The organism is Curtobacterium sp. TXMA1 (assembly GCF_020162095.1).
Taxonomy (GTDB): Bacteria; Actinomycetota; Actinomycetes; order Actinomycetales; family Microbacteriaceae; genus Curtobacterium.
The window spans coordinates 740,805-766,676 of the sequence record NZ_CP083910.1 but is presented as its reverse complement, the minus strand read 5'-3'; the positions used below and the strand labels follow the sequence as shown (position 1 = coordinate 766,676).

Sequence of the window (25,872 nt, the reverse complement as noted above, 5' to 3'; positions counted from 1 at the left end):
GGGCGAGCGCTGACGCGGCTGCGAGCGTCAGCGTCGGCTTTCATCCGAGGGGATGAGCACTGCGGACGTCAGCGACCGACGTCGCGGCGGTGGTGCTGTGCGGCGCGCAGGAGGTCCCGCGCGCGGTCGCTCGCCTCCTCTGCCTGGTCGCGCGCGCGTTCGGCACGTTCGACCTCGGCGCTGGCCTCGGCGAGCTGCCGTTCGAGGTCGGCTCGGCGGCCCTCGGCGGCCTCGAGGTCCTGCTCCGCGGCGTCCAGTGCCGCGTCGGCATCGCGTGACTCGGCGCGCGCTGCGGCCTCCGCGTCACGCGCGGCACGGCGCTCGGCAGCCGGGTCGACGCGAGGCTCGGGCTCCTGCTCCGGCTCCGTCTCCGGCTCCGGCTCCGGCCTGGAGGCACGGCGCCCCTTCCGCGATCGGCGCGCGCTGGTGATCGGGATGGGTTCTGCGTCGGTGCCGGACCACGCGTCCGGCACGGCATCGGGGTCGGCCAGCGCTCCGTCGAGGTCGACGGCGTCGAACCCCGCGCTCTCGAGCGGTCGGACGAGCAGCCCCGACCGGACGGCGGCACCGGCGTGCTGGTCGGCCATGGCGGCCTCGATCGTGGCGCGGACCTGGTCGAGCACCGCTGGCGTCACCGGATGCCCGGCATCGGACGCCAGATCAGCGCCGGCCTGGGCCAGCGCTGCGACGACCTCCGAGCGCTGGCGGCGGAGCCGCTTGATCTCGTCCGGGTCCGCGTCCGCCTGGGCCCGGCGGATCGCCGGTCCGAGCTCGACCGCCTCGTCGACCGACCCGTCGTGCGCGAGCAGGTCGATCACCCAGGCTGCGGGCGCGGGCTTGCGCAGGCCGCCGATCCGGGTCGCGAGGGCGCGGTCGTCCTTGCGGACCGACCGCTGCCGCGCAGTCCGTTCCCGCACGAAGTTCGTGGGCGCGACGATGAGCAGTTCCCTCGCCTCGTCCGCGAACTCCACGGTCCCAGCATGCCCGCCGGCGCATCCCCGCTCTCGCTGGCTCGAACGCGACCGGGCACGACACGCCGCGCGTCGTCCGCCGAGCGGGCAACATCCGTCACGGTCGTGCGCGACCGTGACAGATGTCGCCCGCTCGGCGCTGGGCCGGGCCGGGCCGGGCCGGGGCCGGGGCCGGGACCGGGGCTGGGGGCCGGGACTACCAGTCGTGGACGGTGCCGTCGGCCAGGCGGTTGAACGGCAGGTACGCCTGCTCGTACGGGTACTTCCCCGCCTCGTCGAGGTCGAGCGTCACGCCGAGGCCCGGCTCGTCGCCCGGGTGCAGGTAGCCGTCCGTGAAGGTGAAGGTCTGCCGGAACACCTGGTTCGTCCGGGGTCCGTGCTGCATGTACTCCTGGATGCCGAAGTTGTGGATCGCCATGCCCAGGTGCATCTGCGCCGCGAGGCCGACGGGCGAGATGTCGGTCGGCCCGTGGAACCCGGACTTGATCTGGTACATCGCCGCGTAGTCCATCGTCTTGCGCAGCGGGGTGACGCCGCCCATGTGGGTCACGGCGCCGCGCACGTAGTCGATGAGCTGGTCGCGGATGATGTCCTTGAAGTCCCAGATCGTGTTGAATACCTCACCGATCGCGAGCGGCGTCGTGGTGTGCTGCCGGACGAGCTTGAGCGCCTCCTGGTTCTCGGCGGGGGTGCAGTCCTCGAGCCAGAACAGGTCGTACGGTTCCAGGCTCTTGCCGAGCTTCGCGGCCTGCAGCGGGGTCATCCGGTGGTGGCCGTCGTGCAGCAGCGGCAGCTCCGGGCCGAACTCGTTGCGGACGGCCTCGAACACGGTGGGCACGTGCCGCAGGTAGGCCCGGGTGTCCCAGTCCTCCATCGCCGGGAACGCCCCGCGCTGCGCCGGCTCGAAGTCGTACCGGACGCCGGCGTTGCCCTCGGTCGTCTTGTTCGACGCGATGCCGTAGATGCTCTCGAGCCCGGGCACACCGGTCTGCACGCGGATCGACCGGTACCCCTCGGCCTGGTGCTCGCGGATCGAGTCGAACAGCTCGGGCAACTCCTTGCCGGAGGCGTGCCCGTACGCCATCAGTCCGGTGCGCGACGCCCCACCGAGCAGCTGGTAGAGCGGCATCCCGGCGACCTTGGCCTTGATGTCCCACAGCGCCATGTCGACGGCGGCGATCGCGGCCATGGTCACCGGCCCCCGGCGCCAGTACGACGAGCGGTAGAGGAACTGCCAGGCATCCTCGATGCGGCTGGCATCCCGCCCTGCGAGCAGCGGCACGACGTGCTCGGACAGGTACGCGGCGACGGCGAGCTCGCGGCCGTTGAGCGTGGCGTCGCCGAGGCCAGTGACGCCGTCGACGGTGGTGATCTTCAGGGTCACGAAGTTCCGGTCCGGGCTCGTCACGACGACCTCGGCCCGGTCGATGAGCTGCCCGCGGTCCGCCGACGCCCAGGTGTCCGGACGGCCGGCGGTCGGGTCCGTCGCGGCGCCGCCGTCGGCCGCCCCGGGGACGGGCGCTGCCGGGTTCGTGGTGTCGGTGTCGGTCATGCGTGGACTCCTTCGTCGACGGTGCCGCGTTCGGATCCCGCGGCGGTGCGGATGCGATCGGCGGCCGCGGTGACGGCGGCCACCACGGGGGTGCTGTCGAGGTCGGGCGCGACGACCCCCAGGACGTCGTGCACGTCCGAGTCTGGCCCGGGCGCTCCGGCGTCGTCCACCAGCTCCGGCTGCGTGGTGCAGTGCAGCCACCAGGCGGCGAGCAGGGTCGCTGCTCCCGGACCGACGCCGGCACCCGGGTCGCGCTCGAGTCGCCGACGCAGGACGTCGACGACGCGGACGGGCAGCTTCTGCGAGCCGCCGGACGCGATCTGGCGCAGGGTGTGCCGGATGCGCGGGTTCGCGAACCGCTCGACGAGTGCGGCCCGGGCGGCGGCGACCTCGTCGTCGGGCAGCGGGAGCTCGGCGGCGGCCTCGTCCCAGAGCTGCTCGACGGCGCTCCGGCTCCGGGGGTCGTCCATCGCTGCGGCGACGGTCTCGTGGCCGAGGAGCAGCCCGAGGTAGGCCAGGAGCGAGTGCGAGCCGTTGAGCAGCCAGAGCTTCCGCTGCTCGTACGGGGTGACGTCGGGCACCAGTCGGACGCCGGCGGTCTCCCACGCGGGACGGTCGATGCCGTCGAAGGCGTCCTCGAGCACCCACTCGGCGAAGGGCTCGGTGACGACGGGGATGCGATCCCCCGCCAGGGCACCGGGCAGGGCGGCGAGCTCCTCGACGTCGGCGTCCGTGGTGGCGGGGGTGATCCGGTCGACCATCGACGACGGGAACGCGACCGTCGACGCGATCCACGACCGGAGCGCCGGGTCGTCCGTCGCCTCGAGCACGGCGTCGCGCAGGACCGCGCCGTTGTGCGTCAGGTTGTCGAGCGACACCAGGGCGATCCGGCCGCCGCCGGCGGCCCGTCGGGCGGCGAGCCCGTCGACGAGCCGGGCCGGGACGGCCGAGTCGGCGCGGTAGCCGGCCTCGGTGACCGTCAGCGTGACGACGGTCGTCTCCGGGGACGCGACCAGGTGCCTCCAGGCCGTGTCGTCACTGCCGGGGCGGGCCGCCACGATCGTGTCGACCACCTCGGCGGTGTCGCCGTCGGCCGCGCGGGTCACGAGCGTGTACCGGCAGTCCTGCGCCGACAGGGCCTCGGCCGCCGACGGCGACCGACCGGTGAAGGCCGTGATGCCCCAGGTCTCGCCGTCGACGCGGTGGGTGTACCAGGCGAGGTGGGCGCGCGCGAACGCCCCGATGCCGAGGTGCACGATCCCGGGACGACGGCTCATGCCGTCACCGGGACCAGCGAGCGCAGGTAGGCGAGGTTGTCGGCGGTGCGCTCGGCGAGCGGCAGGTCGGTGGAGAAGTCCTCGATGGTGACCCAGCCGTCGTACCCGTGCTGCCGTAGGGCGTCGAGGTACTCGGACACCGATGCCTGACCGTCACGGAGCGGTGCCCACTCGTTCCGCCAGATCCGGCTGCCGTCGGCGCGGGTCTCGCCGGTGTCGACCCAGCGGGCGTTCTTGACGTGCGCGTGGGCGAGGTAGGGGCCGAGGAGTTCGAACGCGGCCAGGTGGTCCTCCTGCCCCTCGATCACGAGGTTGCCGAGGTCGTGGATGACGCCGACGTGCTCGGGGTCGAGGCCGTCCACGAGCCGGCGTGCGGCGGACGCCGACGGGGTGATCGTCATGTGGTGCAGCTCGACGAGTGCCTTGACGCCGAGGTCGGCCGCACGTCCGGCGGCCCACTCGAGGTCGGCGCGCGTGCGGTCGAAGAGCTCACCGTAGGTGGCTCCCGTCCGCTCGCGCTCGCGCCGGTACCAGGGCATGGTGACGCGCACCTGGCGGGCGTCCAACTCGCTCGTCACGCGGAGCATGGTCTCGACCCCCTCGTGGTCGGACACCGGCTGGTACCCGCCGATGCCGGAGTACTCGAGACCGGCCGCCTCGGTGGTGCGGGCGATCTCGCCGACCCGGGTCGCGATGCCGGTGTACTGCCAGGTCGACCGGTTGCCGGCCCAGAAGCCGGACGAGCCGTCCTCGGTACGGTCGTCGACGATGCGCCACTCGATGCCGTCCCAGCCCTGCTCGGCCAGCATGGACGCCGCCTGCGACGGGGTCCAGTCGGGTGTGGACGCGGTGAACACGGAGAACTTCATCGGGTGACCCCTTCGGTGACGGCGGCGGTGGACGGGGCAGCGACAGCCGGTTCGACGTCGTCGTACTCCCCCTCGATGACGTCGTCGATCCGGACCGGCCGGCCGAGCGTCGCGCTGACGTAGAGGCCGCGGACGGTGGCGAGGGACACGAGGGCGTCGTCGACCGTGACGCCCGGGTCGCGGCCTTCGCGGATCGCGGCGACGACGTCGGTGTACTGGCGGGCGTGTCCCGCGGCGAAGTGGTCGGGCTCCGCCGGGCCGCCGACGACGTGCTCCGGCGGGACGACGTCGTGCTTCTGGTCGACGGCGTCGGCGACTGCGGTGGCGTTGGCCGTGGTCGACGCCGACTCCAGCGTCGTGGCGTCCGGTGCGACGTGGAAGTACGCGAGCCGGTCGTCGTCGACGATCGCCGAGCCGTGGGTGCCGTACACGGCGTAGCGCGCCGAGAGTCCCGGGTACGCCGCGGTCGTGCAGTGGATCACCCCGAGGGCGCCGTTCCGGAACCGGACGGTGGCGACCGCGGTGTCCTCGACCTCGATGCGGTCGTGCGCCAGGAGCCCGACCTGCGCCGAGATCTCCTCCGGACGACCGAGTGCCCAGACGAGCAGGTCGACGGTGTGCACGCCCTGGTTCATCACCGCGCCGCCGCCGTCGAGCACCCAGGTGCCGCGCCAGTCACCCGAGTCGTAGTAGCCCTGCGATCGGTACCAGGCGACGCTGGCGACGCCGGACGTCACCGTGCCGAAGTCGCCGCCGTGCGCGGCTCCCGCGACGGCGACCGACGCCGGGTCGAAACGGTGCTGGCTGATCACGCTCGTGACGAGCCCACGCGATCGGGCGTCCGCGGCGAGCGCCGCGATCTGGCGGGCCCGGGGCATCGTGGTGTCGAGCGGCTTCTCGATGACGACGTGCTTGCCGGCGGCGAGCGCCGCCTCGGCCAGCTGGACGTGCATGCCGGAGGGTGAGCAGATCGCGACGACGTCGATGTCGGTCTGCGCGATGGCGTCCTCGATGGTCGCGGTGGTGATCGGGCGGTCGGCGCCCGCGGCCTCGAGCTCGTCGGCGGCGCCGGTGGCGGCCGCCGGGACGGCGTCGACGAGGGCGACGACCCGCAGGTCCGGGTGCTGCAGCGCGACGCGGGCGTGGTGGCGTCCGATGACGCCGGCGCCGACGACCGCCAACTTCAGTGGGGTGCTCATCGCAGGGTGACTCCGATCTGGTCGGTGAGGGAGCGGAGGGCTCGTCCGGCACGGCCGAACGCCGCGGGGCCGGAGAACCCGCCGAGGGAGGTGACGTCGCTCAGGTGTGGTTCGAGGGAGGCGTAGCCGGAGTACCCGGCATCGCGGAGCGCGGTGAGGGTCTCGAGGAGTTCCCCGTCGCCCTCCCCCGCCGGGACCACCGAGGCGTCCGCGGCGAGGGCGTCCTTGACCTGCAGGTAGTCGACGTACGGTGCGAGCTGCGCCCAACCGTCGGTGAACGGTCGGACGCCGCACTGCACGTAGTTCGCGTTGTCCCAGGCGAGCCGGAGCGCGCTCGACCCGACGCTCTCGACGATGTCGAGCACACGCTCGGGCACGTCGCCGTAGATGTCCTTCTCGTTCTCGTGCAGCAGGGTGACGCCCTCGCGCTCGGCGAGGTCGGCGAGCGCCCGCATCCGGACCATGACGTCGTCGCGCACCTCGTCCGCGGTGCGGCCGTCGAAGTAGAACGAGAAGATCCGGATGTTCGTCGTGCCGAGGGCGTGCGCGGCCGCGATCGCGCGACCGAGCCGTTCGACCTCGTGCTCGACGGGCCGGTCGACGACGACCTTGCCGATCGGCGAGGCGATCGCGGAGACGGTCTGTCCGCGCTCCTCGAACAGGCGGTGCAGCCCGGCGAGCTGGTCGTCGTCGAGGTCGACGACGTTCGTCCCCCACGCGCTCCGCACCTCGATCGCGCTGGCGCCGAGCGCCTGCAGCACCGCGACCTGGACGACCGGGTCGGCGTCGATCTCGTCGCCGAAGCCGGAGAGCTCCCACGTTGGCTGGGTCATCGTGTTCCTTCCTTTTCGGACGGGAGGCGCGTGGCGGGCCGGCACCGCGCCTCCCGTCCGTCGTGTGGTTGCGTTCGTCGTCACTTGACGGAGCCGGCGGTCAGCCCGCCGACCAGGTAGCGCTGGAAGATCAGGTAGAGCGCCACGACGGGGACGGCGCAGACGATCGAGGCAGCCATCATCTGGCCGTAGATCGGGACGGCGCCGCCCTCCTGGGCGGTGCCGAGCACCTGCAGCACCACGGCGACCGTGCGGGTGTTCGGGGTCGTCATGATCGTGCTGAAGAGCACGTCGTTCCAGCCGAGCAGGAAGGCGAAGATCGCCGAGACCACGATGCCGGGCCACGAGAGCGGCAGCACGACGCTCCGCAGGATGCGGGTGCTCGAGGCGCCGTCGATGCGTGCCGCCTCCTCGAGCTCCTTGGGCAGGCCCCGCAGGTAGGTGACCATGACCCACGTCGAGAACGGCAGGGCGAACGTCAGGTAGGTGACGAAGAGGCCCCAGCGGGTCCCGATGACCTGGACGCCCGTCGCACTCGCGATGTTCGCGAAGACGACGAAGACGGGCAGGAGCAGCAGCGTGCCGGGGATCGACTGCAGGGCGAGCAGCCCCCGGAGGATCGTCAGGCGGCCGAGGAACCGGAACCGGACGAGCACGTACGCGGTGGACACGGCGAGGGCGGCACTCGCGACGGCGACGGCGCCGGCGGTGAGCAGCGAGTTCACCAGGCCCTGCCCGAGCGCGACCGTGTCCCAGATGGCGACGTAGTTCGACAGCGTGAACTCGGACGGGAAGTACTCGCCGCGTGCGACCGCGACGTCCGAGTTCACCGAGCCGAACAGGATGTAGAGCACCGGGACGGCGATGAACGCGACGAGCAGCACGATCACGGTCACCAGCAGCCACCGGGGCAGCAGCCGGGTGACGTCGGTGTCGTAGGGACGCTTCGGGCGTTTCGCGCCGCCGGCGGTGATGCTCTCGGTGAGCGTCGCGGTGGGGCGGGTGCGGGTCTGGCTGAAGGCGCTCATGCGCGCGCTCCCTCGATGTCGGCGGCGGCCGGGGCGGCGAGCACGGCGCGGTCGGCGCGCCGCTGCTTCCGGGTGGGGCCCGCGTCGTCGCCGGTGTCGAGCTTGACCGCCCGCAGGTAGACGAAGAGCGGGATCGCGACGATCACCAGCGAGCAGATCGCCATCGCCGCGGACAGGCCGAAGCGGAACGACTGGAAGCTCGCGATGTACGTCAGGACGGGCATCACCTCGACGCTCGACGGGAGCGGGTTCCCGAACAGCACGAACGGCAGCGTGAAGTTGTTGATGTTGTGCAGGATCGAGATGATGATCGCCAGGCTCAGCGGGCCGCGCAGGTACGGGAAGACGATGTACCGGAGCTTCGCCCACCACGTGACACCGTCGAGTGCCGCCGCCTCGTGCACCTCGTTGTCGACCGCCTGCAGCCCGGCGAGCGAGAGCAGGTAGACGAACGGCCAGCTCGTCCACACCATGACGCCCGCGAGCGCCCAGTACGACGCGGAGCCGTTCAGCCAGAGGACGTCGGTGCCGAGCACGGTGTTCACCACGCCCTGCGGCTGGAGCATCGTGCGGAAGAACGTCCCGACGACGAACGCCGGCAGCACGTAGGGCACGAGGTAGATCGACCGGACGAGTCCGCGACCGGGGAACCGGTTCTGCGTCGAGACCGCTGCGGCGACACCGATCGGCACGGTCACCGCGGTGACGAGCACCGACAGGGACACCGAGATCCAGATCGAGTGCAGGAGCGGCGAGTCGGTGAAGGCCTCGGCGAAGTTCGCGAACCCGACGAAGGGGGCGCTGAACCACTGGCGGAGGGTGTACTGGTCGAGGTCGAGCATCGCGATGTACACGCCGACGAGCAGCGGGACGACGATGACGGCGAGCATGAGGACGCCGCCGGGCAGGAGCATCCAGAGCGGACGTTCGCGCTTGTACAGCGGGGTCTTCCCGTGCGGGCGGACCTCGCGCGGGGTCTCCTGGCGGGGCCGGGCCTGGGTGGTGGTCATCACAGCCCTCCGTTCTTCTGGCGGTCGAGCGTTGCCTGGGCGTCCCGCTGCGCCGCTGCGAGGCGCTTCCGGAGCTGGTCGTCGCTGACCTCGCCGCTCTTCAACGACGGGATCGACTGCACGACGACGTCGACGAGCGAGAGCTGCACGTCCGACCACGCGCCGGTGAAGGCGGTGGGCTTCGACAGTTCGCCGGCGCGGACGATGGGGGCGAGGTCGGGGTTCTGCTCGGCGATGCGGTCGGCGGCGACGGTGTTCGTCGGCAGCTGCCCGAACAGCTCGAAGTAGCGTTCCTGCGCCTCGGGCGACGACACCTGCTTCACGAACGCGAACGACAGGTCCTGCTTCGAGCCGTAGTCGGCGACGACGAGGTTGTCCCCGGACAGGATGCTCGCCGCCTCGATGCCGTCGGCGGGGCGCTCGGTCGCACCCGGCGGCACGGTCGGCAGCAGGGCGTACTCGAACTTGCCGTCCACGGCGGAGCCCTTCAGCGAGTTGAGCGACGTCGTCGTCGTCATCGGGAAGAACGCGGCCTTGCCGTCGGCGAACTGCGCGAGGGCCTGCGGGTTGTTCCAGCCGATCGCCGCGGGGTCGACCACGCCGTCCTTCGTCACCCAGTCGAAGTAGGTGCGGTAGGCCTGCTCGACCGCGGGGGCGTCGATCTCGGCCTTCCCGCCGTCGACGATCGTGTTGCCGGCGTTCTGCGCCATGCCCCACACGAACTTCCACGGGTCGAAGCCGTCGGCGTAGGCGATCGCCATGCCGTAGGTGCCGTCACCGGTGGTCTTCCGGGCGTCCTCGGTGAGCTGGTCCCACGTGGTCGGCAGGTCGGTGATCCCGGCGCGTGCGAGGAGTTCGGTGTTCACGGCCATCACGAACGGCCGACTGGCGAACGGGATCCCGATCTGCTTCGACGTGCTCGGTCCGGAGATGCCGAGCGACGCCGGTGCGAACTGGTCCTTGCCGCCGACCGCGTCCCACTGCTCCGCGCCCATCTCGACGAAGGCGCCGGTGGCGTAGGCCGTTGGGGTGAAGGTCGTCCCGATCGCGTACACGTCGGGACCCTGCCCGGAGATGACGCTGGTCTGGATCGCGGTCAGTTCCTCTTGCGGGGTCGAGTAGGTCTCCCACTGGATGTCGGCACCCGTGGTGCGCTCGAACTCGGCGGCGGTCTCCCGCTGCCACTGCGCCCGCTCCTTCGGGTAGGTCGTGTCCGCGCCCATCATCACGCGGAGGGTGTCCGGGTCGTCGCCGCTGCCGTCCACGATCGCGCAGCCCTGCAGCGAGAGGGCGGCGACGGCGACGACGGCGGCACCGACCAGGACGCGGGTCCTGCGTCTTCCTGTGCTCATGCGGGGGTGTCCTCCTCGACATCTCCCCCGGGCGACGGTGCCCGGGACGGCGGCTGCGCTGCCGACGTGCCACCACTGTCCCGTCCGTGGCAACAACCGGCAACCGGTTGCCACTTGTTGCCAACCCGGCCTAGCTTCGCCTCGTGAGCAGCGCAGACACGGACACCTCGCGGCGGGTGACCATCCGGGACATCGCCGACGCCACGGGGGTGGCGCCGTCCACCGTCTCGCGCGCGCTGTCGCTGCCGGACCGCGTCAACCACGCGACGCAGCAGCGGATCCAGCAGGCAGCGCGGGAGCTCGGCTACGTCCCGAACTCGCAGGCCCGGGCACTGACCTCCGGGCGCACCCGGGCGGTCGCCGTCCTGGTGTCCGACATCACGAACCCGTTCTACTTCGACGTCATCCGCGGCACGCAGCACCAGCTCTCCGCCGCCGGGTGGACGCAGCTGCTCGTCGACACCGAGGAGTCCGCCGAGGCCGAGGTCGCCGCGCTCAGCGCCGTCGCCGGCAAGGCCGACGGCGCCGTGCTCACCGCATCCCGCCTGTCCGACGCGCAGATCGCCCGGTTCGCCGAGCGCACGCCGCTCGTCGTCGTGAACCGGCGCCCGCCCGGGGTGCCGTCGGTGCTCATCGACACCCCCGGCGGCGTCGAGCAGGCCGTGCAGCACCTCGTCTCCCTCGGACACCGCGACGTGCTGTACGTCGCCGGGCCGGACAGCTCGTGGTCGAACGAGCGGCGGTGGCGGGCCCTCGTGCGCGTCGCGAAGCGCCTGGGGGTGCGGGTCGCCCGGATCGGTCCGCACGCACCGTTCGTGGACTCGGGAGCAGCGGCCGCCGACGCCGCCGTGCACGCCGGTGCGACGGCCTGCATCGCGTTCAACGACCTCATCGCGATCGGGATGCTCACCCGACTCCGGGAGCGCGGCATCCGGGTGCCGGAGGACATGAGCGTCGTCGGATGCGACGACATCTTCGGTGCCGACTTCTGCAACCCGCCGCTCACCACGATGACCTCGCCGATCGAGCGTGCCGGACGGGTGGCGATCCGGATGCTGCTCGGACGGCTCGACGCCCTGCCCGCTGACGAGGTGCCGGGCGAGCACGCGTCCGGCGCCGTCGCGCTGCCCACCCACCTGACCGTCCGGGGGTCGACGGGACCGGCGCCCGCGCACCCGCGCTGACGCCGACCGCGCCCGTCCGACCCCACGCCGCCCGTCCCGCCTCGCCTCGCCCGTCCCGCCCGTCCCGCCCGAAGGAGCCGATGATGTCCTCCACCAGCACCACCACGCCGCTCGCACCGCACCCCGACCGGCTGTTCCCGGCCGACCCGGGCGCCCGCGCCGTCGCGCGCACGGTGTACGACGCGGTCCGCGACCTGCCGATCATCTCGCCGCACGGGCACGTCGACGCGGCGCTCATCGCGGACGACCAGCCCTTCCCGGACCCCGCCGCGCTGCTGGTGACACCGGACCACTACGTCCTGCGCCTCCTGCACGCGAACGGCGTCGGGCTGCAGGACCTCGGACGCCCCGACCACTCTGGCGCGCACCCGCTCCCCGACGGGCGCGAGGTCTGGCGCCGCCTCGCCGAGCACTGGGACGACTTCGCCGGCACGCCGGTCCGCTACTGGTTCGAGACGGAGCTGTACGACGTCTTCGGCCTGACCGAGCACCCGTCGGCCACCAACGCCGACGAGCAGTACGACCGCATCGCCGCGGCGTTGGCGACGCCGGCACTCCGCCCCCGCGCGTTGTTCGACTCCTTCGGCATCGAGGTCCTCGCCACCACCGACGGTCCCGCCGACGACCTCGCCGCGCACGCGCGGCTCGCCGCCGACCCGTCCTTCACCGGGCGGGTGCTCCCCACGTTCCGCGCCGACGCCGTGTTCGACCCGTCGCGTCCGGACTGGAGGCGCGTGGTCGCGTCGATCGGCGAGGCGTCCGGCATCGACACGGGCACCCACGACGGGCTGCTGGCAGCACTGCGGGACCGGCGCCGGTACTTCATCGAGCACGGTGCGACCGCGACCGACACCGGGGTGCTCGACGCGGGGTCGACGCCGCTGTCCGCGACGGAGCGCGCGCGCATCCACGCGGCGGCGCAGCAGGGGCCGTCGGGTGTCACCGCGGCCGAGGCCGTCGCCTACCGTCACGACATGCTCTTCCGGTGGGCCGAGATGAGCGTCGAGGACGGCCTCGTCATGCAGCTGCACCCGGGGGTGGTCCGGAACCACCACGCGCCCACGCTCGAGCGCTTCGGCCCGGACACCGGACACGACCTGCCCGCGGTCGGCGCGTTCACCGAACCGCTCCGCCCGCTGCTCGAGGCCTTCGGGACCACACCGGGCTTCCACCTCGTGCTCTTCACGGTGGACGAGACGGTGTTCTCGCGGGAGATCGGGCCGCTCGCCGGCTTCTACCCGGCGGTGTACGCGGGAGCCCCGTGGTGGTTCATCGACACCCCGGCGGCGATCGGGCGGTACCGGGCGGCGGTGACGGACTCGGCCGGGTTCACGAAGACCTCCGGGTTCATCGACGACACCAGGGCGTACTGCTCGATCCCGGCCCGGCACGACATGGCCCGTCGGGCCGACGCGGCCTACCTGGCGTCGCTCGTGGTGACGCACCAGCTCGGTGAGGAGGACGCGGTGCACACCGCGCGACGGATCGTGTCGGACATCCCGCGGGCCACGTTCAAGCTGTGATCGGGGTCGTTCGTATGTGACATTCCGAGTGTTGGGCAGTGCGGGCAGCGGTGGCACAGGGTAGGGCGTCCGTCGTCCACCCTCATCCCGACCGAGGAGCACCGTGTCTCGTCGTCCGTCGCCAGAACACCACCCCTCACCGAACCCTCGTCATCCGTCCGCTCGTCGTGGCCCGTCGGTCCGTCGCGACCGATCCCGCCGCGCGGGCGGTGCGCTGGGTGCGGTCGCCCTGGCGGTCCCCGCCGTCCTGCTCGGGCCGACCGGTGCTGTCGCTGCGGTGCCCGCACCGGAGTCGGTGGTCGGCCTGGCCGTCGAGGTCGCTGCCGACGGCCACGGCCCCTTCACCCCCGAGGACGGTCCCGGCGCCGACCGGGGTCCCACGAACGGCGTGGTCCGGACCCGCGACGCCGTGACCTACCGCGTCACCGTGAACGCCGGCGACGGCACCGCGCACCACGAGCGCTTCGTGCTCGACGCCCCGACGGGTACGAGCTGGGCGGGCGTCCCGCTCGCGTGCACCGGCTCCGGGTCCGGGGTCGAGGGCCAGCGGCTCACCTGTGACCTCGGCGACGTCGCGTCCGGGCACGCCGTCGCCGTCCCCGCCGTGCTCGACCTCTCCGGCGACCTGGAGAACGGCGACCGGATCGCCGTGACCGGCACCGCCTCCGCGGACGACGCCGGACCGACCGCACCGGTCACCTCGGCCACGACCGTGGTGTCGGCAGCGCCGCGGTACAACCTCAGCAAGGCCGTGGTCGGCTCGACCCTGCGCACCGACGTCCCCGGCCCGGACGGCAGCCCCGGGGTGCAGCTGATCTACCCGATGACCGTCGACTGGCAGTCCCCCGTCCCCGGACAGGGCCTGCTCGGCTTCGAACGGAGCACGGGGGCCATGCACTTCGCCGACGACCTGTCCCACCTGCTCGGGGACCGTCCCTCGCACGCGGTGCTGTGGAACGGCGGTCGACCCGCCTGCGGCCGGAACGGCGAGGACGGTGTGCGGTTCGGCGGTCTGCCGGGTGGCCGCGGCGGAGGCGACCGCGCCGTGGTCGACTCCGGCACCATCACCTGCACGCAGGCGGAGCCGGGCGGGGACGTCGACGTGACGATCGCCGGCGCCGTGACGGACGCCGCGCGGATGCCCGTGCGGAACATCGGCGGCGGCCCGATCAGCGGCGGCGCGAAGCCGTACGTCGTGAGCGGGTGGATCGCGCTGTGGATGCCCACGCCGTCCGCCCCGACGTCCGTCGAGTCGGTGAACACCTTCACGCCGCTGCAGACGACGTCCGTCGGCGGGACGCCGAACTTCACGGGCGGTACGGAACCGACCACCGACAACAGCGCGCGGCGGAACCTCGTCGAACTCGGACCGGGCACCGCGGGCAAGCGACTCTGGCGACTCGGCAGCGACGGCACGAGCGTGGTCGCGGGATCGGCGAAGGACGGTGACCCGTGGGCCACCGCCGGCGCGCGGCTCCGCAGTGACGTCACCATGTCGAACCCCGGGCTCGCGCCCTTCCGCGACGCGGCCCTGTGCGACACGTTCGACCGTCGCACGCAGCGTCTGACGGCGGTCGACGGGCGAGCACCCGCCTGGGCGAGCGGCTTCGCACACGCCCGAGTGCAGTTCGCCGCGTACGACATGGTGTCACCCGCCGCGGGACAGGTGCGCACGTGCGACGACGACGACGGCCCCTGGTACGACGACCCGGCGGACGTCCCGGGCGGAGCCGCCGCGGTCGGCGCGGTCCGCGTGACCGGTGACCTGGCCGGCGGTGCCTCCGCCGGCCTGTACTCCACCGTGACGACCGAGCGGGCTCCCGACGGGACCCGAGCGCGGGACTTCGGACACGCCCGCTTCGGGGACCACCAGCCCGGGTGGGTGCACGACCAGCAGGACCCCGAGCTCGCCGCCGGCGGGCTGGCCGACAGCGTGGTCCTCACCGAGGACCTGGTCCGCGTCGGCAAGGTGGTCGTCGACCCCGGGCACGATGCCGCGGACACCCCTGACCTGACGAGCGCGGTCGTGCCCGGGAACACCGTCGACTACGCGCTGCGACCGACCCTGACGAACGGCTTCGCCGACGGACGCCCGACCACCGTCACCGTCCGCGACGTCCTGCCGCCGCACACGTCCTACGTCGAGGACAGCGCCTCCGTCACGCCGGAGGTCGACACCGTGCAGGGCGAGGACGGCCAGCAGCACCAGCGCCTGACCTGGACCCTGCACGACGTCGACCCGAACAGCCGCATCGCCCCGATCACCTACTCGGCGCGGGTCGACCGTTCGGCTCCGGGTGGGCGCATCACCAACACCGTGACCGTCGCGTCACCGGCCGACCGGTCCGACGAACGCTGGCGCACCGCCCAGCGCGGACTCGAGGTCGTGACCACCGGCGGTGTCGGGGTCGAGAAGCGCACACCGGCTCCCGTCGTCGTGACCGGCGACCGCCCCGAGTGGGACCTCGACGTCACGAACACCGACGACACCCCGATCAGCGGCCTCGACCTGATCGACGTGCTGCCGCACCGAGGTGACACACGGGGTTCGGACTTCCACGGCAGCGTCGGTCTCGCGGAGCCGGTCGCCACGGACCCCGCCGGGGACGAGGTCGTGCGGTACACCGACGCCGATTCCGCCGATGTCTCCCTGGACGGCGCAGACCCGAGCAACCAGTCCGGCGGAGCGACCCGGTGGTGCACCGAGGACGAGTTCGGGGCGAGCGGCTGCCCGGACGCGCTCGCGCAGGTGACCGCGGTCCGGGTCGAACGGCGGGCGCCGGTCGCGGCCGGTGACACGGTCACGCACCGGCTCACCCTCGCGACGAGTGGAGAGCACGACGGCGACCGCTACGTGAACCGCTTCGGACTCAGGACGGCCGATCTCGCGCTGCCGGTGCAGTCCAACCCCTCGACCGTCCGGGTCGTCGCCGGAGCGATCGGCGACCGGGTCTGGGACGACCGGAACGACGATGGTCTGCAGGACGACGACGAGCCCGGTGTCGGCGGTGTCCCCGTCGCGCTCTCCGGGACGGACGACCGCGGTGACGAGGTCGAGCGCCGGACGACCACCGACGAGCAGGGCGAGTACCGGTTCGACGGGCTGCGTCCAGGCGACTACCGCGTGCGCTTCACGGCGCCCGACGGCACGCACATCACCGAGGAGCACGTCGGTGACGATCCGGCGCTCGACTCCGACGCCGGTCCGGACGGCGAGACCGCGCCGGTCGCGATCGATCGGGTCAGGAGCGCGACCGGTGCGCTCGAGGGGGTGCGCCGGGACACGACCGTCGACGCCGGACTGGTCGCTGCAGGTCCCGGAGACGGGGGCGACGGCGGTGACGACGGCGGGTCGGATCCCGGACCCGGAGGCGACCCGGGCGACCCGGGCAGTGCCGACGACGGTGCCGGCGGAACCTCCGGAAGCGGAGGCGACACGTCGACGGGCGGCGGAGACGCAGCTCCTGCAGCGGCGGACGCTCCGACGGCTGGGCGGCTCGCCTGGACGGGCACGACCGTCGGTGCCGCCGTGGCCCTGGCGCTCGCGCTCCTCGTGCCCGGGCTGACCCTGCTGCTGGGCCGTCGTCGGTCCCGGGCGTCGTCCGACTGACGTCGGTCGGACACCGCGCACGGCGGAGTCGGGTCGCTGCCGGGCGGCCCGACCTCGCCGTCGTGTGCCCGGCCCGGGGTCGAGCGCGGACTCGACAGGTCGGGACCGATGGGGCGGCGCGGCCACGTCGGCGCGGCCACGTCAGTGTGGGCACGTCGGTGCGGTCACGTCGGTGCCCGTCGGTACCGTCGAGCTGTGCAGCACCCATGGACGACCGCGGCAAGCGCAACGAACGCGGCGGGCGCACCGCCCCACGGCGTCGACCACGTCGTGGCCGCCTACGGAGATCGAGCGGACGAGTACGCCGAGGTCCTCGGATCGATGAGCGCCGTCCACGCCGAGGACCGGGCGCTCGTCGAAGCATGGGCGGATGCGACACCCGGGCCGCTGCTCGACGCGGGGTGCGGCCCCGGACACTGGACCGCGCACCTCCACCGTCGCGGTCACCTGGTCACGGGCATCGAGCCCGTCCCACGGTTCGGCGCACTCGCTCGTGCTGCTGCTCCCGAGGTCGACTTCCGACGCGGGACCATGGAGTCGATCGGCCTGCCCGACGGCGCTGTCGGCGGTGTGCTCTCCTGGTACTCGCTCGTGCACCACGAACCGAACGAGGTCCCGGCGGCGCTCGCCGAGGTCCACCGCATCCTCGCCCCGGGCGGATCGCTGCTCGTCGGGTTCTTCGAGGGGCCGACCCTCGAGCCGTTCGACCACGCGGTGACGACGGCGTACCGCTGGCCCGTCGAGCGGATGGTCCCCGTGCTGCAGAACGCCGGCTTCACGGTCGACGCGGTGCACCGACGGACCGACCTCGGTGCGCGTCCCCACGCTGCCGTCGTCGCGCACCGATCCTGATCACGGCTGCCACCCCGGCGTCACGAGACCCGTCTCGTAGGCGAAGACCACGAGCTGGGCGCGGTCCCGGGCGCCGAGCTTGATCATGGCGCGCGAGACGTGGGTCTTGGTGGTCATCGGACTGATGAAGAGCCGCTCGGCGATCTCCGTGTTGGTCAGGCCGAGGGCGACGAGCTGCATCACCTGACGCTCGCGTTCGGTGAGCACGTCGAGCGCGGGGGCCAGTGCCGACGGCTTGGCGTGCGTCGCGTAGGCGGCGACCAGGGACCTGGTCGGCCCCGGCGACAGCAGGGACTCCCCCGCGTGCACCGTGCGGACCGCGCGGAGCAGTTCAGCGGGTTCGGTGTCCTTGACGAGGAACCCGGCCGCACCGCCGCGGATCGCCTCGAACACGTACGAGTCCTCCTCGAAGGTCGTGAGGATCACCACGTGCACGCCGTCGAGGTCCGCATCGGCCGAGATGCGCTGCGTCGCGACCAGTCCGTCCGTCCCCGGCATGCGGATGTCCATCAGCACGACGTCGGGGCGTTCCCGTCGAACGGTCGCGACGGCTTCGTCGCCGTCACCGGCCTCACCCACCACGGTCATGCCGGGTTCGGCGTCGACCAGTGCCCGCAACCCGGCGCGGATGAGCACCTGGTCGTCCACGAGCACGACGCGGATCGGGTCATCGGCGGGGGTCACGGTCGCTCCTCGGTCTCGGCCAGACGGGACGGGGACGCAGCCGCAGCCGCAGCCGCAGCCGACGGCAGTCGAGCGGCGACGCGCCATCCCCCGTCGGGCGTCGGTCCGGCGGACAGGGTGCCGCCGACGGACGTCGCTCGCTCGCGCATCCCGATGACGCCGTTGCCCGACGGACCGAGCAGCGGCGTCGGCCGATCCGCGGTCACAGTGCGCCCCGGGGAGGGGGTGTCCTGCACCGTCAGCTCGAGGACGTCCGGCTCGACTCGCACGGCGATGCGCGCACGGTGCTCGGGAGCGTGCTTCATCACGTTCGTCAGGGACTCCTGCACGATGCGGAACGCTGAGCGGTCGACGGTGCGGTCCAGCTGCGCGAGGTCGCCCTCGACGTCGGCCGTGACGTCCACACCGGCTGCACGTGCCCGTTCGACCAGGTCGGCCAGGCGGTCGAGTCCGGGCACGGGGTTGCGCTCCGGAGCGGCGGGAGGCATCGCCCCGACGACGGATCCTCGGTGGGACGACGCATCCTGCGACGACCCGCTGTCGCGCGACCCGCTGTCGCGCGACTCGCTTCCCGCGTCACGCGACCCGTCCGCATCGGGGTCTCGGGGTCCGTCGACCGACCGCAGGACCCCGAGGATCGTCCGGAGCTCGACCAGGGCCTCGCGGCTGGTGTCGCGGATGTCGGCGAGCGAGCTGCGTGTCTGCTCGGGGAGCTCGGACCCCAGGTGGAGCGCCACGCCCGCCTGCAGGTTGATGAGCGACATGCTGTGCGCGACGGAGTCGTGGAGTTCCCGGGCGATGCGGACGCGCTCGTCACGCGCACGGTCCCGCTCCGCAGCCGCACGTCGGCGACGACGTTCCGCGACGCGCTCGAGTCGGACCCGGACGAGCTCTGCGACGGCCAACGTCACGACGGCCCACGCCACGGCGAGGAACACCGCGTCGAGGTCCCGCGCGGGTGTCCGTCCGAGGAACTCGTCGGCGGTCGGCAGCACGGCGACCGCCACCCCGAGCGCTATCCCCGTGATGGTGCGGCGCCCACGGAGCCACGCGTTCACCGCGGCCATCGTCAGCGCGGCCACGAACGGTCCTCGAGGGCTGACCAGCAGGGCGTAGCCGATCGTCGTCGCGAGGGTGACCAGCAGGACGGCCGTCGGCCACCGCCACCGCCACGGGAGGACGAGCACCCCGGCGACGAGCAGCACGACCGCGAGCGGACCCGGGAACGCCGGGTCCGCGATCGAGGACCCGAGGACGTGGGACGCCCACGGCGGGCCGCCGTGAGGGCCGACGGTGGAACCGTCGGCCGGACCGCTCGGCAAGCGCGCCGCCAGCAACGTCCCCGCGATCTGCACGAGTGCGACCGGCAGCACCCGACCGACCCGGGCGAAGCGGCGGACGCCGTCCCGCTGGTCGTCGGTCGCCTCGGCGGAGGCGGTGGGAGTGCGGTGCATGGTCCGAGCCTAGGGTCGGCCGGACACGACGGCATCGGGCCGTGGCAGGAGCTGTGGACTACTCCCCGGGGAGTAGCCGGGTGTGCAGGAGGGACGGCGCTACGGCTGCGGGAGCAGGCGGGAGTGGGCCCTCGTGGCGGACGCGGGACGAGCCTCCAGGCCGGACGCTTGGAACGTCGCCCGACCGGGCGGCACGATCCGCACAGGAGGCAACCGTGCACACCGCTCTCTCGACCATCGCAGCCGTCGGCCCGTACGGGCACGGCGGCCCGCCCTTCTTCCTGTTCCCGGCGTTCTTCCTGCTCGTGCTCCTGGCCGTCGCCGTCGTGTTCGGCGTCCTGCGCCGCGGCGGCTGGCGCGCGCGGTCCGACGCCAGGGCGGTCCTCGCCGACCGGTTCGCGCGCGGCGACATCGACGCGGACGAGTACCGCTCGCGGCTCGCGGAGCTCAGCCGGAAGTGACCGACAGCGCCGACGTGATCGTCGCCACGGTGTCGTCGACCGATCCCTCGATCGACACGGCGACGGCGGTCTCGTCGGGCTGCGGCCGCTCGAGGGTGGCGAACTGCGAGTCGAGCAGCGACGACGGCATGTACTCGTGGTGCCGGTGCGACTGGCGCTCGGCGATGAGGTCGTACGACCCGTCGAGGAACGCGATGACCAGATCGGGCGCCGAGCTGCGGAGCCGGTCGCGGTAGACCCGCTTCAGCGCGGAGTTCGCCATCACGCACCGGTGCCCGGACGCCTGCACCTCGGCGATGCGCGCCGCGCAGGCGTCCAGCCAGGGCCAGCGGTCCTCGTCGGTCAGCGGCGTGCCCTGCCGCATCTTCTCCTTGTTGGCGGCCGGGTGCAGGTCGTCGGCGTCCACGAACGCGCTCGGCTGGCCCTGCTCGGCGAGGGCGTCCGCGAGCGCCTGGCCGATCGTGGACTTGCCCGAGCCGGAGACACCCATCACGAGCACGGGCGGGAGGACGTCGTGGTCGGTCATCCCTCCACACTACGGGTCGTCCGCTTCCCGTCCCCAGTTGCCGGCACACCCGTGCCGACCCAAGGTGTCGGTCGTACGGTGGGCCGCGACACGTCAGGACGAAGGAGACTCAGGTGGCGGACAACGAACAGCACGACGGCGGCACGGCGAACATCGGTGTCGTCGGTCTGGCGGTGATGGGCTCGAACCTGGCCCGCAACCTCGCGTCGCGCGAGGGCAACACGGTCGCGGTCTACAACCGCACCTACGCACGGACCCAGGAGCTCATGGACGAGCACGGCGACATGGGGTTCATCGCGTCCGAGGACATCGACGGCTTCGTCGCCTCGCTGTCGAAGCCGCGCACCGCGATCATCATGGTGCAGGCCGGCAAGGGCACCGACGCCGTGATCGAGCAGCTCGCCGACCGCTTCGAGGAAGGCGACATCATCGTCGACGGCGGCAACGCGAACTTCCACGACACCATCCGCCGCGAGCACGACCTGCGCGAGAAGGGCCTGAACTTCGTCGGAACCGGCATCTCGGGCGGCGAGGAGGGCGCGCTGAAGGGCCCGTCGATCATGCCCGGCGGCTCGGACGAGGCGTGGGAGACCCTCGGACCGATCCTGAAGTCGATCGCCGCCGTGGCGGAGGGCGAACCGTGCGTGACGCACATCGGCACCGACGGCGCCGGCCACTTCGTCAAGATGGTCCACAACGGCATCGAGTACGCGGACATGCAGCTCATCGCCGAGTCCTACGACCTGCTCCGTCGCGCCGGCGGACACTCGGTCGACGAGCTCGTGCAGATCTACGAGAAGTGGAACGAGGGCGACCTCGAGTCGTACCTGATCGAGATCACGGGCGAGGTCCTCAAGCAGCAGGACGCCGACACCGGCAAGCCGCTCGTCGACGTCATCCGCGACGAGGCCGGCTCCAAGGGCACCGGCGTCTGGACCGTGCAGAACGCGGTCGGCCTCGGGATCCCCGTCTCCGGTATCGGAGAGGCGGTCTTCGCCCGCGCGGTGTCCTCGAAGCCCACGCAGCGCGCCGCCGTGCAGCGCTCGGTCACGAGCCGTCCGGACGTCGTCGACGTGCCCGACACCTTCGAGGACGACGTCCGCGCGGCGCTGTACGCGTCGAAGGTCGTCGCGTACGCGCAGGGCTTCGACCTCATCATCGCCGGGGCGAAGGAGTACGACTGGGACATCAACCTGGGCGACATCGCGAAGATCTGGCGCGGCGGTTGCATCATCCGCGCCCAGTTCCTGAACCGCATCGTCGAGGCGTACGACAAGAACCCCTCGCTCGAGAGCCTGCTGGTCGACCCGTACTTCGCCGACGCCGTCGCCGAGGGCGAGGCAGCCTGGCGCCGCATCGTCGGCATCGCCGCGGCGTCGGGCATCCCCGCCCCGGGGTTCTCGTCCGCGCTCGCGTACTTCGACTCGCTCGCCTCGGACCGCCTGCCGGCGGCGCTCATCCAGGGGCAGCGCGACTTCTTCGGCGCGCACACCTACCAGCGCGTCGACAAGGACGGCACCTTCCACACGCTGTGGTCGGAGGACGGCCGCCGCGAGGTCGAGCAGGAACCCTCCACGCACTGACCCGACCACGCACTGACCCGACCGCGCAGCGGGCCCCGTCGATCGACGGGGCCCGCTGCGTACCCGGCGGTCCGATCCACCGCCCGCGCTCCCGCCGGCGGCCGTCGGCTGCAGGTCAGGCGACGATGCGCTCCCTCGCCAGGTCGGCGACGAGCCGCTCGAGCCGGGGTCCACGTCCGAGCAGTCGACGGGACCCGGGGGACGAGCGGACGAAGAAGGTCGCGACGGCGGCGGTGTCGTCCGGGCGGACGTAGTGCACGGCCACGGCGCTGGCGTTCCGCTCCCCCAGGACGTCCTCGACGCCGATGTGCACCATCCGGCTCCAGCGGATCACGAGCAGCCGGGTCGCCCGGCGCTCCTCGAGCTCCCACAGCGACGCCTCGGTCGCTCCGAACGCCCAGGTCACCCGCTCGCCCAGCGTGGCCTCGGGTCGGGCACGCTGCACGTCCTGCCGCAGCTCCGGTGTCGGCGCTGCCGGGACCAGCCAGACGGTCGGGTCGATGCGGCGGATCGCGAGCGCGAGCGCCTCGTCCGCACGACGACGGCGGATCGCCCGGGCGCGCACGACGGCGAGGACGACGCCGGCCACCCCGACGGTGATCGCGACGAGCTCGGCGATGCCGAAGAACGTCAGGTCGGTCTGCGGCGCGGTCGAGACCACGACGATCCGGCCGACCAGGAGCGCGGTCCAGATGCCGACGATGCTCCAGCGCAGGACCGCGAAGCGCCGTTCGATCGTCCACGCGGTGCGCGACCGCCGCGCACGACCGCGGCGGGGCACGCGGTCTGGTCGGTCCAACACGCTCCCGATCCTCGCACGGGTCCGGTCGGCCGCGCTGTCCGCGAGCGGTGAACGGTCGACGAATCCGGCAGGGTGACGATCCCTGCACAGCTCCGCAGTGGACGCTCGTCGTCCACGAGCACGCGGTTGTCAGCCCCTCCGCGGTGACGTCGACCTACGCTGCACGGGTGAGCACGACAGCGACACCGACCGCCGAGCAGGCACCGACTCCCACACGGGTCCGGCGTCCGGCCCTGCTCGCGGCCGTGTGCGGTGTGATCGCGATCGCCGCGTTCCTGGCGGTCGCCGAGTTCGGCGCGCTGCTGCTCGGCGGGGCGGGCAGTCCGCTCGTGGCCGTCGGCTCCGCCGTGATCGACCTCGCTCCCCCGGCGGCGAAGGACGTGATGGTCGGGCTGTTCGGAACCGGGGACAAGATCGCCCTCTTCGCGCTGATGGCCGTCATCACGGCAGCGATCAGCGCGGGTGCGGGCGTGGTCGAGCGTGCCCGGCCTCCGTTCGGGGCGCTCGTCCTCGCGGCGGGCGCGGTCCTCGCGCTGGTCGCCGTCACCACCCGCTCGGGCAGCGGCACCTGGGACGGCGCCCCGACGGTGCTCGGGATCGCCGCAGCGATCGTCGTGCTCCGCGTGCTCCTGCGTCGACTCCGCCGGTGGGAGGCCGCGGCCGCCGTGCCATCGGCCTCGCCGCGCCCCGCTGCGACCGAACGACGCGCCTTCCTGGTGTGGAGCGCGACGGCTGCCGCTGCGGCGATCGTCGTCGGCGGCGCGTCGCGAGCCGGAACGGCGGCGATGCAGGCTGCGGCGGCCGCACGACGCGCTGTCCGACTCCCCCGCGCCGCGACGACCGCTCCGGCCGTCCCCTCCGGGGCGTCGCTCGATGTCGACGGGATCACGCCCTACGTCACCCCGAACACCGACTTCTACCGCATCGACACGGCGCTCCGGGTCCCGTCGATCGATCCGGCCGACTGGTCGCTCCGCATCCACGGCGCCGTGGACCGCGAGGTCGAGCTGACCTGGGACGAGCTGCTCGCACTGCCCCTGCAGGAGCACATGGCCACGCTCAGCTGCGTGTCGAACGAGGTCGGCGGCGACCTCATCGGCAACGCGCTGTGGCTGGGCTACCCGATCCGGGAACTGCTCGCCCGAGCGGGGGTGCAGGACGGCGCCGACATGGTGCTCTCCCGCAGCATCGACGGGTTCTCCGCGGGGACTCCGCTCGACGTGCTGCAGGACGAGGGCACGGCCGCACTGCTGGCCATCGGGATGAACGGGGAACCGCTCCCCGCCGAGCACGGTTTCCCGGTGCGGATGGTGGTCCCCGGACTCTTCGGCTACGTCTCCGCGACGAAGTGGGTCACCGAACTCGAGGTCACCCGCTTCGCCGACGCCCAGGGGTACTGGACCCCACGCGGCTGGTCGGAACGCGGACCGGTGAAGCTCGAGTCACGGATCGACACCCCTCGGGGCGGTGCCTCGCTGACCGCCGGACAGCCGGTCGCCGTGGCCGGCGTCGCATGGCAGCCGCACACCGGGGTCAAGGCGGTGCAGGTGCGCTTCGATGACGGCGAGTGGCAGGACGCAGAGCTCGCGGACTCCGTCTCGGCAGACACCTGGCGGCAGTGGGTGGTCCGCTGGACGCCGGACGCCGGATCGCACACGATCCGGGTCCGGGCGGTCAGTGCCGACGGCCAGGTGCAGACGAGCGTCGAGCGGCCGCCGGCCCCGAACGGCGCCACCGGGTGGCACACGGTGCAGGTCAGCGCCGGCTGACCGGGTCGCCGCCGTCGCAGCCGCCGTCGCCGCTGCCACCACCGCCGATGCCGCTCGCGCCGCCGTCGCCCTGGACACCGGTCGCCGACGTCGCGACGACCGGGTCGAGGTCCATGCCCGGTCCGTCCTCGTGCCGGCGGACGAAGCCGTGCTGTTCGTAGAAGGAGGCTCGCCCCCGAGCCGCGAAGAGCTGCACGTCCTCGACACCGCGTCGTCGTGCCTCGGCGACGAGCCGAGCGAGGACCTCGCCGCCGACACCCCGCCCGCGAACGCCCTCCGACACGATCATCTCGGTGACGAAGGCGTGCAGGGCGCCGTCGCTGATGAGACGCCCGATCCCGACCAGACGATCTGCCTCGTCCCGCGCGCTGCACACCACCCAGCTGCCGGCCAGGGCCCGGTCGAACCGCTCGAGGTCCCACGCACCCCACCCGGTCTCGTCGTACAGGGCCTGGAACTCCGCTGCGGTCGGTGGTGTGAACGAGTACTGCACGCCGTGACGGTACCGCGGCGCAGGCGTCAGACGGGCAGCTCCGCCACGATGCACGTCCCGTCGACCTCTGCGTCGGACGCGATCGTCACGGTGAAGCCGGCACCCTCGAACACCGCAGCCGACACCGGCGCCTGGTCGGACGACACCTCGATGACGACCGCGCCGCCCGGCCGGAGCCACTCCCCCGCTCCCGCCGCCACCCGTCGGTGCACGTCGAGCCCGTCGGGCCCGCCGTCCAGTGCGACGAGCCGCTCGTGCTCCCGCGCCTCGGCCGGCATCGTCGACAGTGCCCCGGACGGCACGTACGGCGCGTTCACCGCGACGATGTCGACGGCTCCGCGGAGACGCTCCGGCAACGGTGCGAAGAGGTCACCCAGGACGACGATCCCCCGGTCACCGATGTTCTCGGCTGCGACGTCCACCGCGTCGGGGTCGACGTCTGCTGCGACCAGGTCGAGCGCCCCGACGCGGCCGAGCAACGCCACCGAGATCGCGCCGACCCCGCAGCACAGGTCGACGACCCGGTCGTAGCGGTGCAGCCTCCGCGCGGCCTGCTCCACCACGACGGTGGTCCGGGTCCGTGGGACGAACACACCCGGTGCGACCCGGACACGGTGCCCGTCGAAGGCGGCCCAGCCGAGCACGACCTCGAGCGGCTCGCCGCCGAGCCGTCGCTGCACGAGCCCGCGCAGCTTCACGGGGTCGCCGTCACCGGCCTCGAGCAGCAGGTCCGCCTCGTCCTCGGCGAAGACACTGCCCGCCGAACGCAGTCGGGCGGCCAGTGCGGCGCGCGCCGGGTGGACGGGAGGCACGGCTCAGCGCCCCCGACGGGTCACGCTG

General features: G+C 72.8%; 22 protein-coding genes. 7 read left to right on the top strand and 15 right to left on the bottom strand.

From position 1 onward, the window contains the following. Positions 1 to 68: 68 nt before the first annotated feature. From LCG91_RS03720 to LCG91_RS03680, 9 genes are all read right to left on the bottom strand, one after another. A complete protein-coding gene (locus tag LCG91_RS03720; protein ID WP_224442539.1) occupies positions 69 to 971 on the bottom strand; it encodes a hypothetical protein in 903 nt (300 codons plus the stop codon). Between the two features lie 196 nt (positions 972 to 1,167). Further along, positions 1,168 to 2,523, bottom strand: coding sequence for a D-mannonate dehydratase ManD (manD, locus tag LCG91_RS03715; RefSeq protein ID WP_224442538.1), 1,356 nt, complete (start codon positions 2,521 to 2,523; stop codon positions 1,168 to 1,170). After that, entirely contained in the window at positions 2,520 to 3,800 is a 1,281-nt protein-coding gene (locus tag LCG91_RS03710; RefSeq protein ID WP_224442537.1) for a mannitol dehydrogenase family protein, read from the bottom strand. Before LCG91_RS03710 ends, manD begins: the two co-directional genes overlap by 4 nt. After that, positions 3,797 to 4,669, bottom strand: coding sequence for a sugar phosphate isomerase/epimerase family protein (locus tag LCG91_RS03705; protein WP_224442536.1), 873 nt, complete (start codon positions 4,667 to 4,669; stop codon positions 3,797 to 3,799). The genes LCG91_RS03710 and LCG91_RS03705 overlap by 4 nt, the downstream gene beginning before the upstream one ends. Continuing rightward, the gene (locus LCG91_RS03700; protein ID WP_224442535.1) at positions 4,666 to 5,868 is read right to left on the bottom strand and encodes a Gfo/Idh/MocA family protein; all 1,203 of its coding nucleotides are present in this window, start codon (positions 5,866 to 5,868) and stop codon (positions 4,666 to 4,668) included. The genes LCG91_RS03705 and LCG91_RS03700 overlap by 4 nt, the downstream gene beginning before the upstream one ends. Next, the gene (locus tag LCG91_RS03695; RefSeq protein ID WP_224442534.1) at positions 5,865 to 6,701 is read right to left on the bottom strand and encodes a sugar phosphate isomerase/epimerase family protein; all 837 of its coding nucleotides are present in this window, start codon (positions 6,699 to 6,701) and stop codon (positions 5,865 to 5,867) included. The genes LCG91_RS03700 and LCG91_RS03695 overlap by 4 nt, the downstream gene beginning before the upstream one ends. Before the next feature lie 80 nt (positions 6,702 to 6,781). Further along, a complete protein-coding gene (locus LCG91_RS03690; RefSeq protein WP_058728941.1) occupies positions 6,782 to 7,729 on the bottom strand; it encodes a carbohydrate ABC transporter permease in 948 nt (315 codons plus the stop codon). Then, positions 7,726 to 8,739, bottom strand: a complete 1,014-nt coding sequence (locus LCG91_RS03685; protein WP_224442533.1) for a carbohydrate ABC transporter permease — start codon at positions 8,737 to 8,739, stop codon at positions 7,726 to 7,728. Before LCG91_RS03685 ends, LCG91_RS03690 begins: the two co-directional genes overlap by 4 nt. Continuing rightward, positions 8,739 to 10,091 (bottom strand): ABC transporter substrate-binding protein, encoded by a 1,353-nt coding sequence (locus LCG91_RS03680; protein ID WP_224442532.1) that lies wholly within the window; start codon positions 10,089 to 10,091, stop codon positions 8,739 to 8,741. Before LCG91_RS03680 ends, LCG91_RS03685 begins: the two co-directional genes overlap by 1 nt. 143 nt (positions 10,092 to 10,234) lie before the next feature. Between LCG91_RS03680 and LCG91_RS03675 the strand changes: the two genes are divergently transcribed. The 4 genes from LCG91_RS03675 (at position 10,235) to LCG91_RS03660 (ending at position 17,260) form a co-directional block, all read left to right on the top strand. Next, the gene (locus tag LCG91_RS03675) at positions 10,235 to 11,275 is read left to right on the top strand and encodes a LacI family DNA-binding transcriptional regulator (protein ID WP_224442531.1); all 1,041 of its coding nucleotides are present in this window, start codon (positions 10,235 to 10,237) and stop codon (positions 11,273 to 11,275) included. Positions 11,276 to 11,358: 83 nt separating this feature from the next. Further along, entirely contained in the window at positions 11,359 to 12,798 is a 1,440-nt protein-coding gene (uxaC, locus tag LCG91_RS03670) for a glucuronate isomerase (protein WP_224443198.1), read from the top strand. Between the two features lie 277 nt (positions 12,799 to 13,075). After that, positions 13,076 to 16,408: an SdrD B-like domain-containing protein gene (locus LCG91_RS03665; RefSeq protein ID WP_224442530.1), complete on the top strand. Its 3,333-nt coding sequence runs from the start codon at positions 13,076 to 13,078 to the stop codon at positions 16,406 to 16,408. Between the two features lie 195 nt (positions 16,409 to 16,603). Beyond that, the gene (locus LCG91_RS03660; protein WP_224442529.1) at positions 16,604 to 17,260 is read left to right on the top strand and encodes a class I SAM-dependent methyltransferase; all 657 of its coding nucleotides are present in this window, start codon (positions 16,604 to 16,606) and stop codon (positions 17,258 to 17,260) included. Here LCG91_RS03660 and LCG91_RS03655 read toward each other — a convergent pair whose 3' ends face one another. Further along, on the bottom strand, positions 17,261 to 17,944 hold the full coding sequence (locus tag LCG91_RS03655; protein ID WP_224442528.1) for a response regulator: 684 nt from the start codon (positions 17,942 to 17,944) through the stop codon (positions 17,261 to 17,263). Beyond that, positions 17,941 to 19,398 (bottom strand): sensor histidine kinase, encoded by a 1,458-nt coding sequence (locus LCG91_RS03650; RefSeq protein ID WP_224442527.1) that lies wholly within the window; start codon positions 19,396 to 19,398, stop codon positions 17,941 to 17,943. The genes LCG91_RS03655 and LCG91_RS03650 overlap by 4 nt, the downstream gene beginning before the upstream one ends. A gap of 215 nt (positions 19,399 to 19,613) precedes the next feature. On the opposite strand from LCG91_RS03650, the gene LCG91_RS03645 reads away from it, so the two are divergent. Continuing rightward, the gene (locus LCG91_RS03645; RefSeq protein ID WP_058728948.1) at positions 19,614 to 19,859 is read left to right on the top strand and encodes a hypothetical protein; all 246 of its coding nucleotides are present in this window, start codon (positions 19,614 to 19,616) and stop codon (positions 19,857 to 19,859) included. On the opposite strand, the gene LCG91_RS03640 is transcribed toward LCG91_RS03645, so the two are convergent. Then, positions 19,846 to 20,385, bottom strand: a complete 540-nt coding sequence (locus tag LCG91_RS03640; RefSeq protein ID WP_224442526.1) for a gluconokinase — start codon at positions 20,383 to 20,385, stop codon at positions 19,846 to 19,848. The genes LCG91_RS03645 and LCG91_RS03640 overlap by 14 nt on opposite strands. A 113-nt stretch (positions 20,386 to 20,498) precedes the next feature. Between LCG91_RS03640 and gndA the strand changes: the two genes are divergently transcribed. After that, on the top strand, positions 20,499 to 21,968 hold the full coding sequence (gndA, locus tag LCG91_RS03635) for an NADP-dependent phosphogluconate dehydrogenase (RefSeq protein ID WP_082687415.1): 1,470 nt from the start codon (positions 20,499 to 20,501) through the stop codon (positions 21,966 to 21,968). Positions 21,969 to 22,083: 115 nt separating this feature from the next. Here gndA and LCG91_RS03630 read toward each other — a convergent pair whose 3' ends face one another. Further along, on the bottom strand, positions 22,084 to 22,770 hold the full coding sequence (locus LCG91_RS03630; RefSeq protein WP_224442525.1) for a hypothetical protein: 687 nt from the start codon (positions 22,768 to 22,770) through the stop codon (positions 22,084 to 22,086). Between the two features lie 167 nt (positions 22,771 to 22,937). Here LCG91_RS03630 and LCG91_RS03625 point away from each other — a divergent pair, with 167 nt between their 5' ends. Further along, a complete protein-coding gene (locus LCG91_RS03625; protein WP_224442524.1) occupies positions 22,938 to 24,539 on the top strand; it encodes a molybdopterin-dependent oxidoreductase in 1,602 nt (533 codons plus the stop codon). On the opposite strand, the gene LCG91_RS03620 is transcribed toward LCG91_RS03625, so the two are convergent. Both LCG91_RS03620 and LCG91_RS03615 read right to left on the bottom strand, forming a co-directional pair. Beyond that, entirely contained in the window at positions 24,526 to 25,032 is a 507-nt protein-coding gene (locus LCG91_RS03620; RefSeq protein WP_224442523.1) for a GNAT family N-acetyltransferase, read from the bottom strand. The genes LCG91_RS03625 and LCG91_RS03620 overlap by 14 nt on opposite strands. 26 nt (positions 25,033 to 25,058) lie before the next feature. After that, positions 25,059 to 25,844 (bottom strand): putative protein N(5)-glutamine methyltransferase, encoded by a 786-nt coding sequence (locus LCG91_RS03615; RefSeq protein WP_224442522.1) that lies wholly within the window; start codon positions 25,842 to 25,844, stop codon positions 25,059 to 25,061. Positions 25,845 to 25,872: the final 28 nt, after the last annotated feature.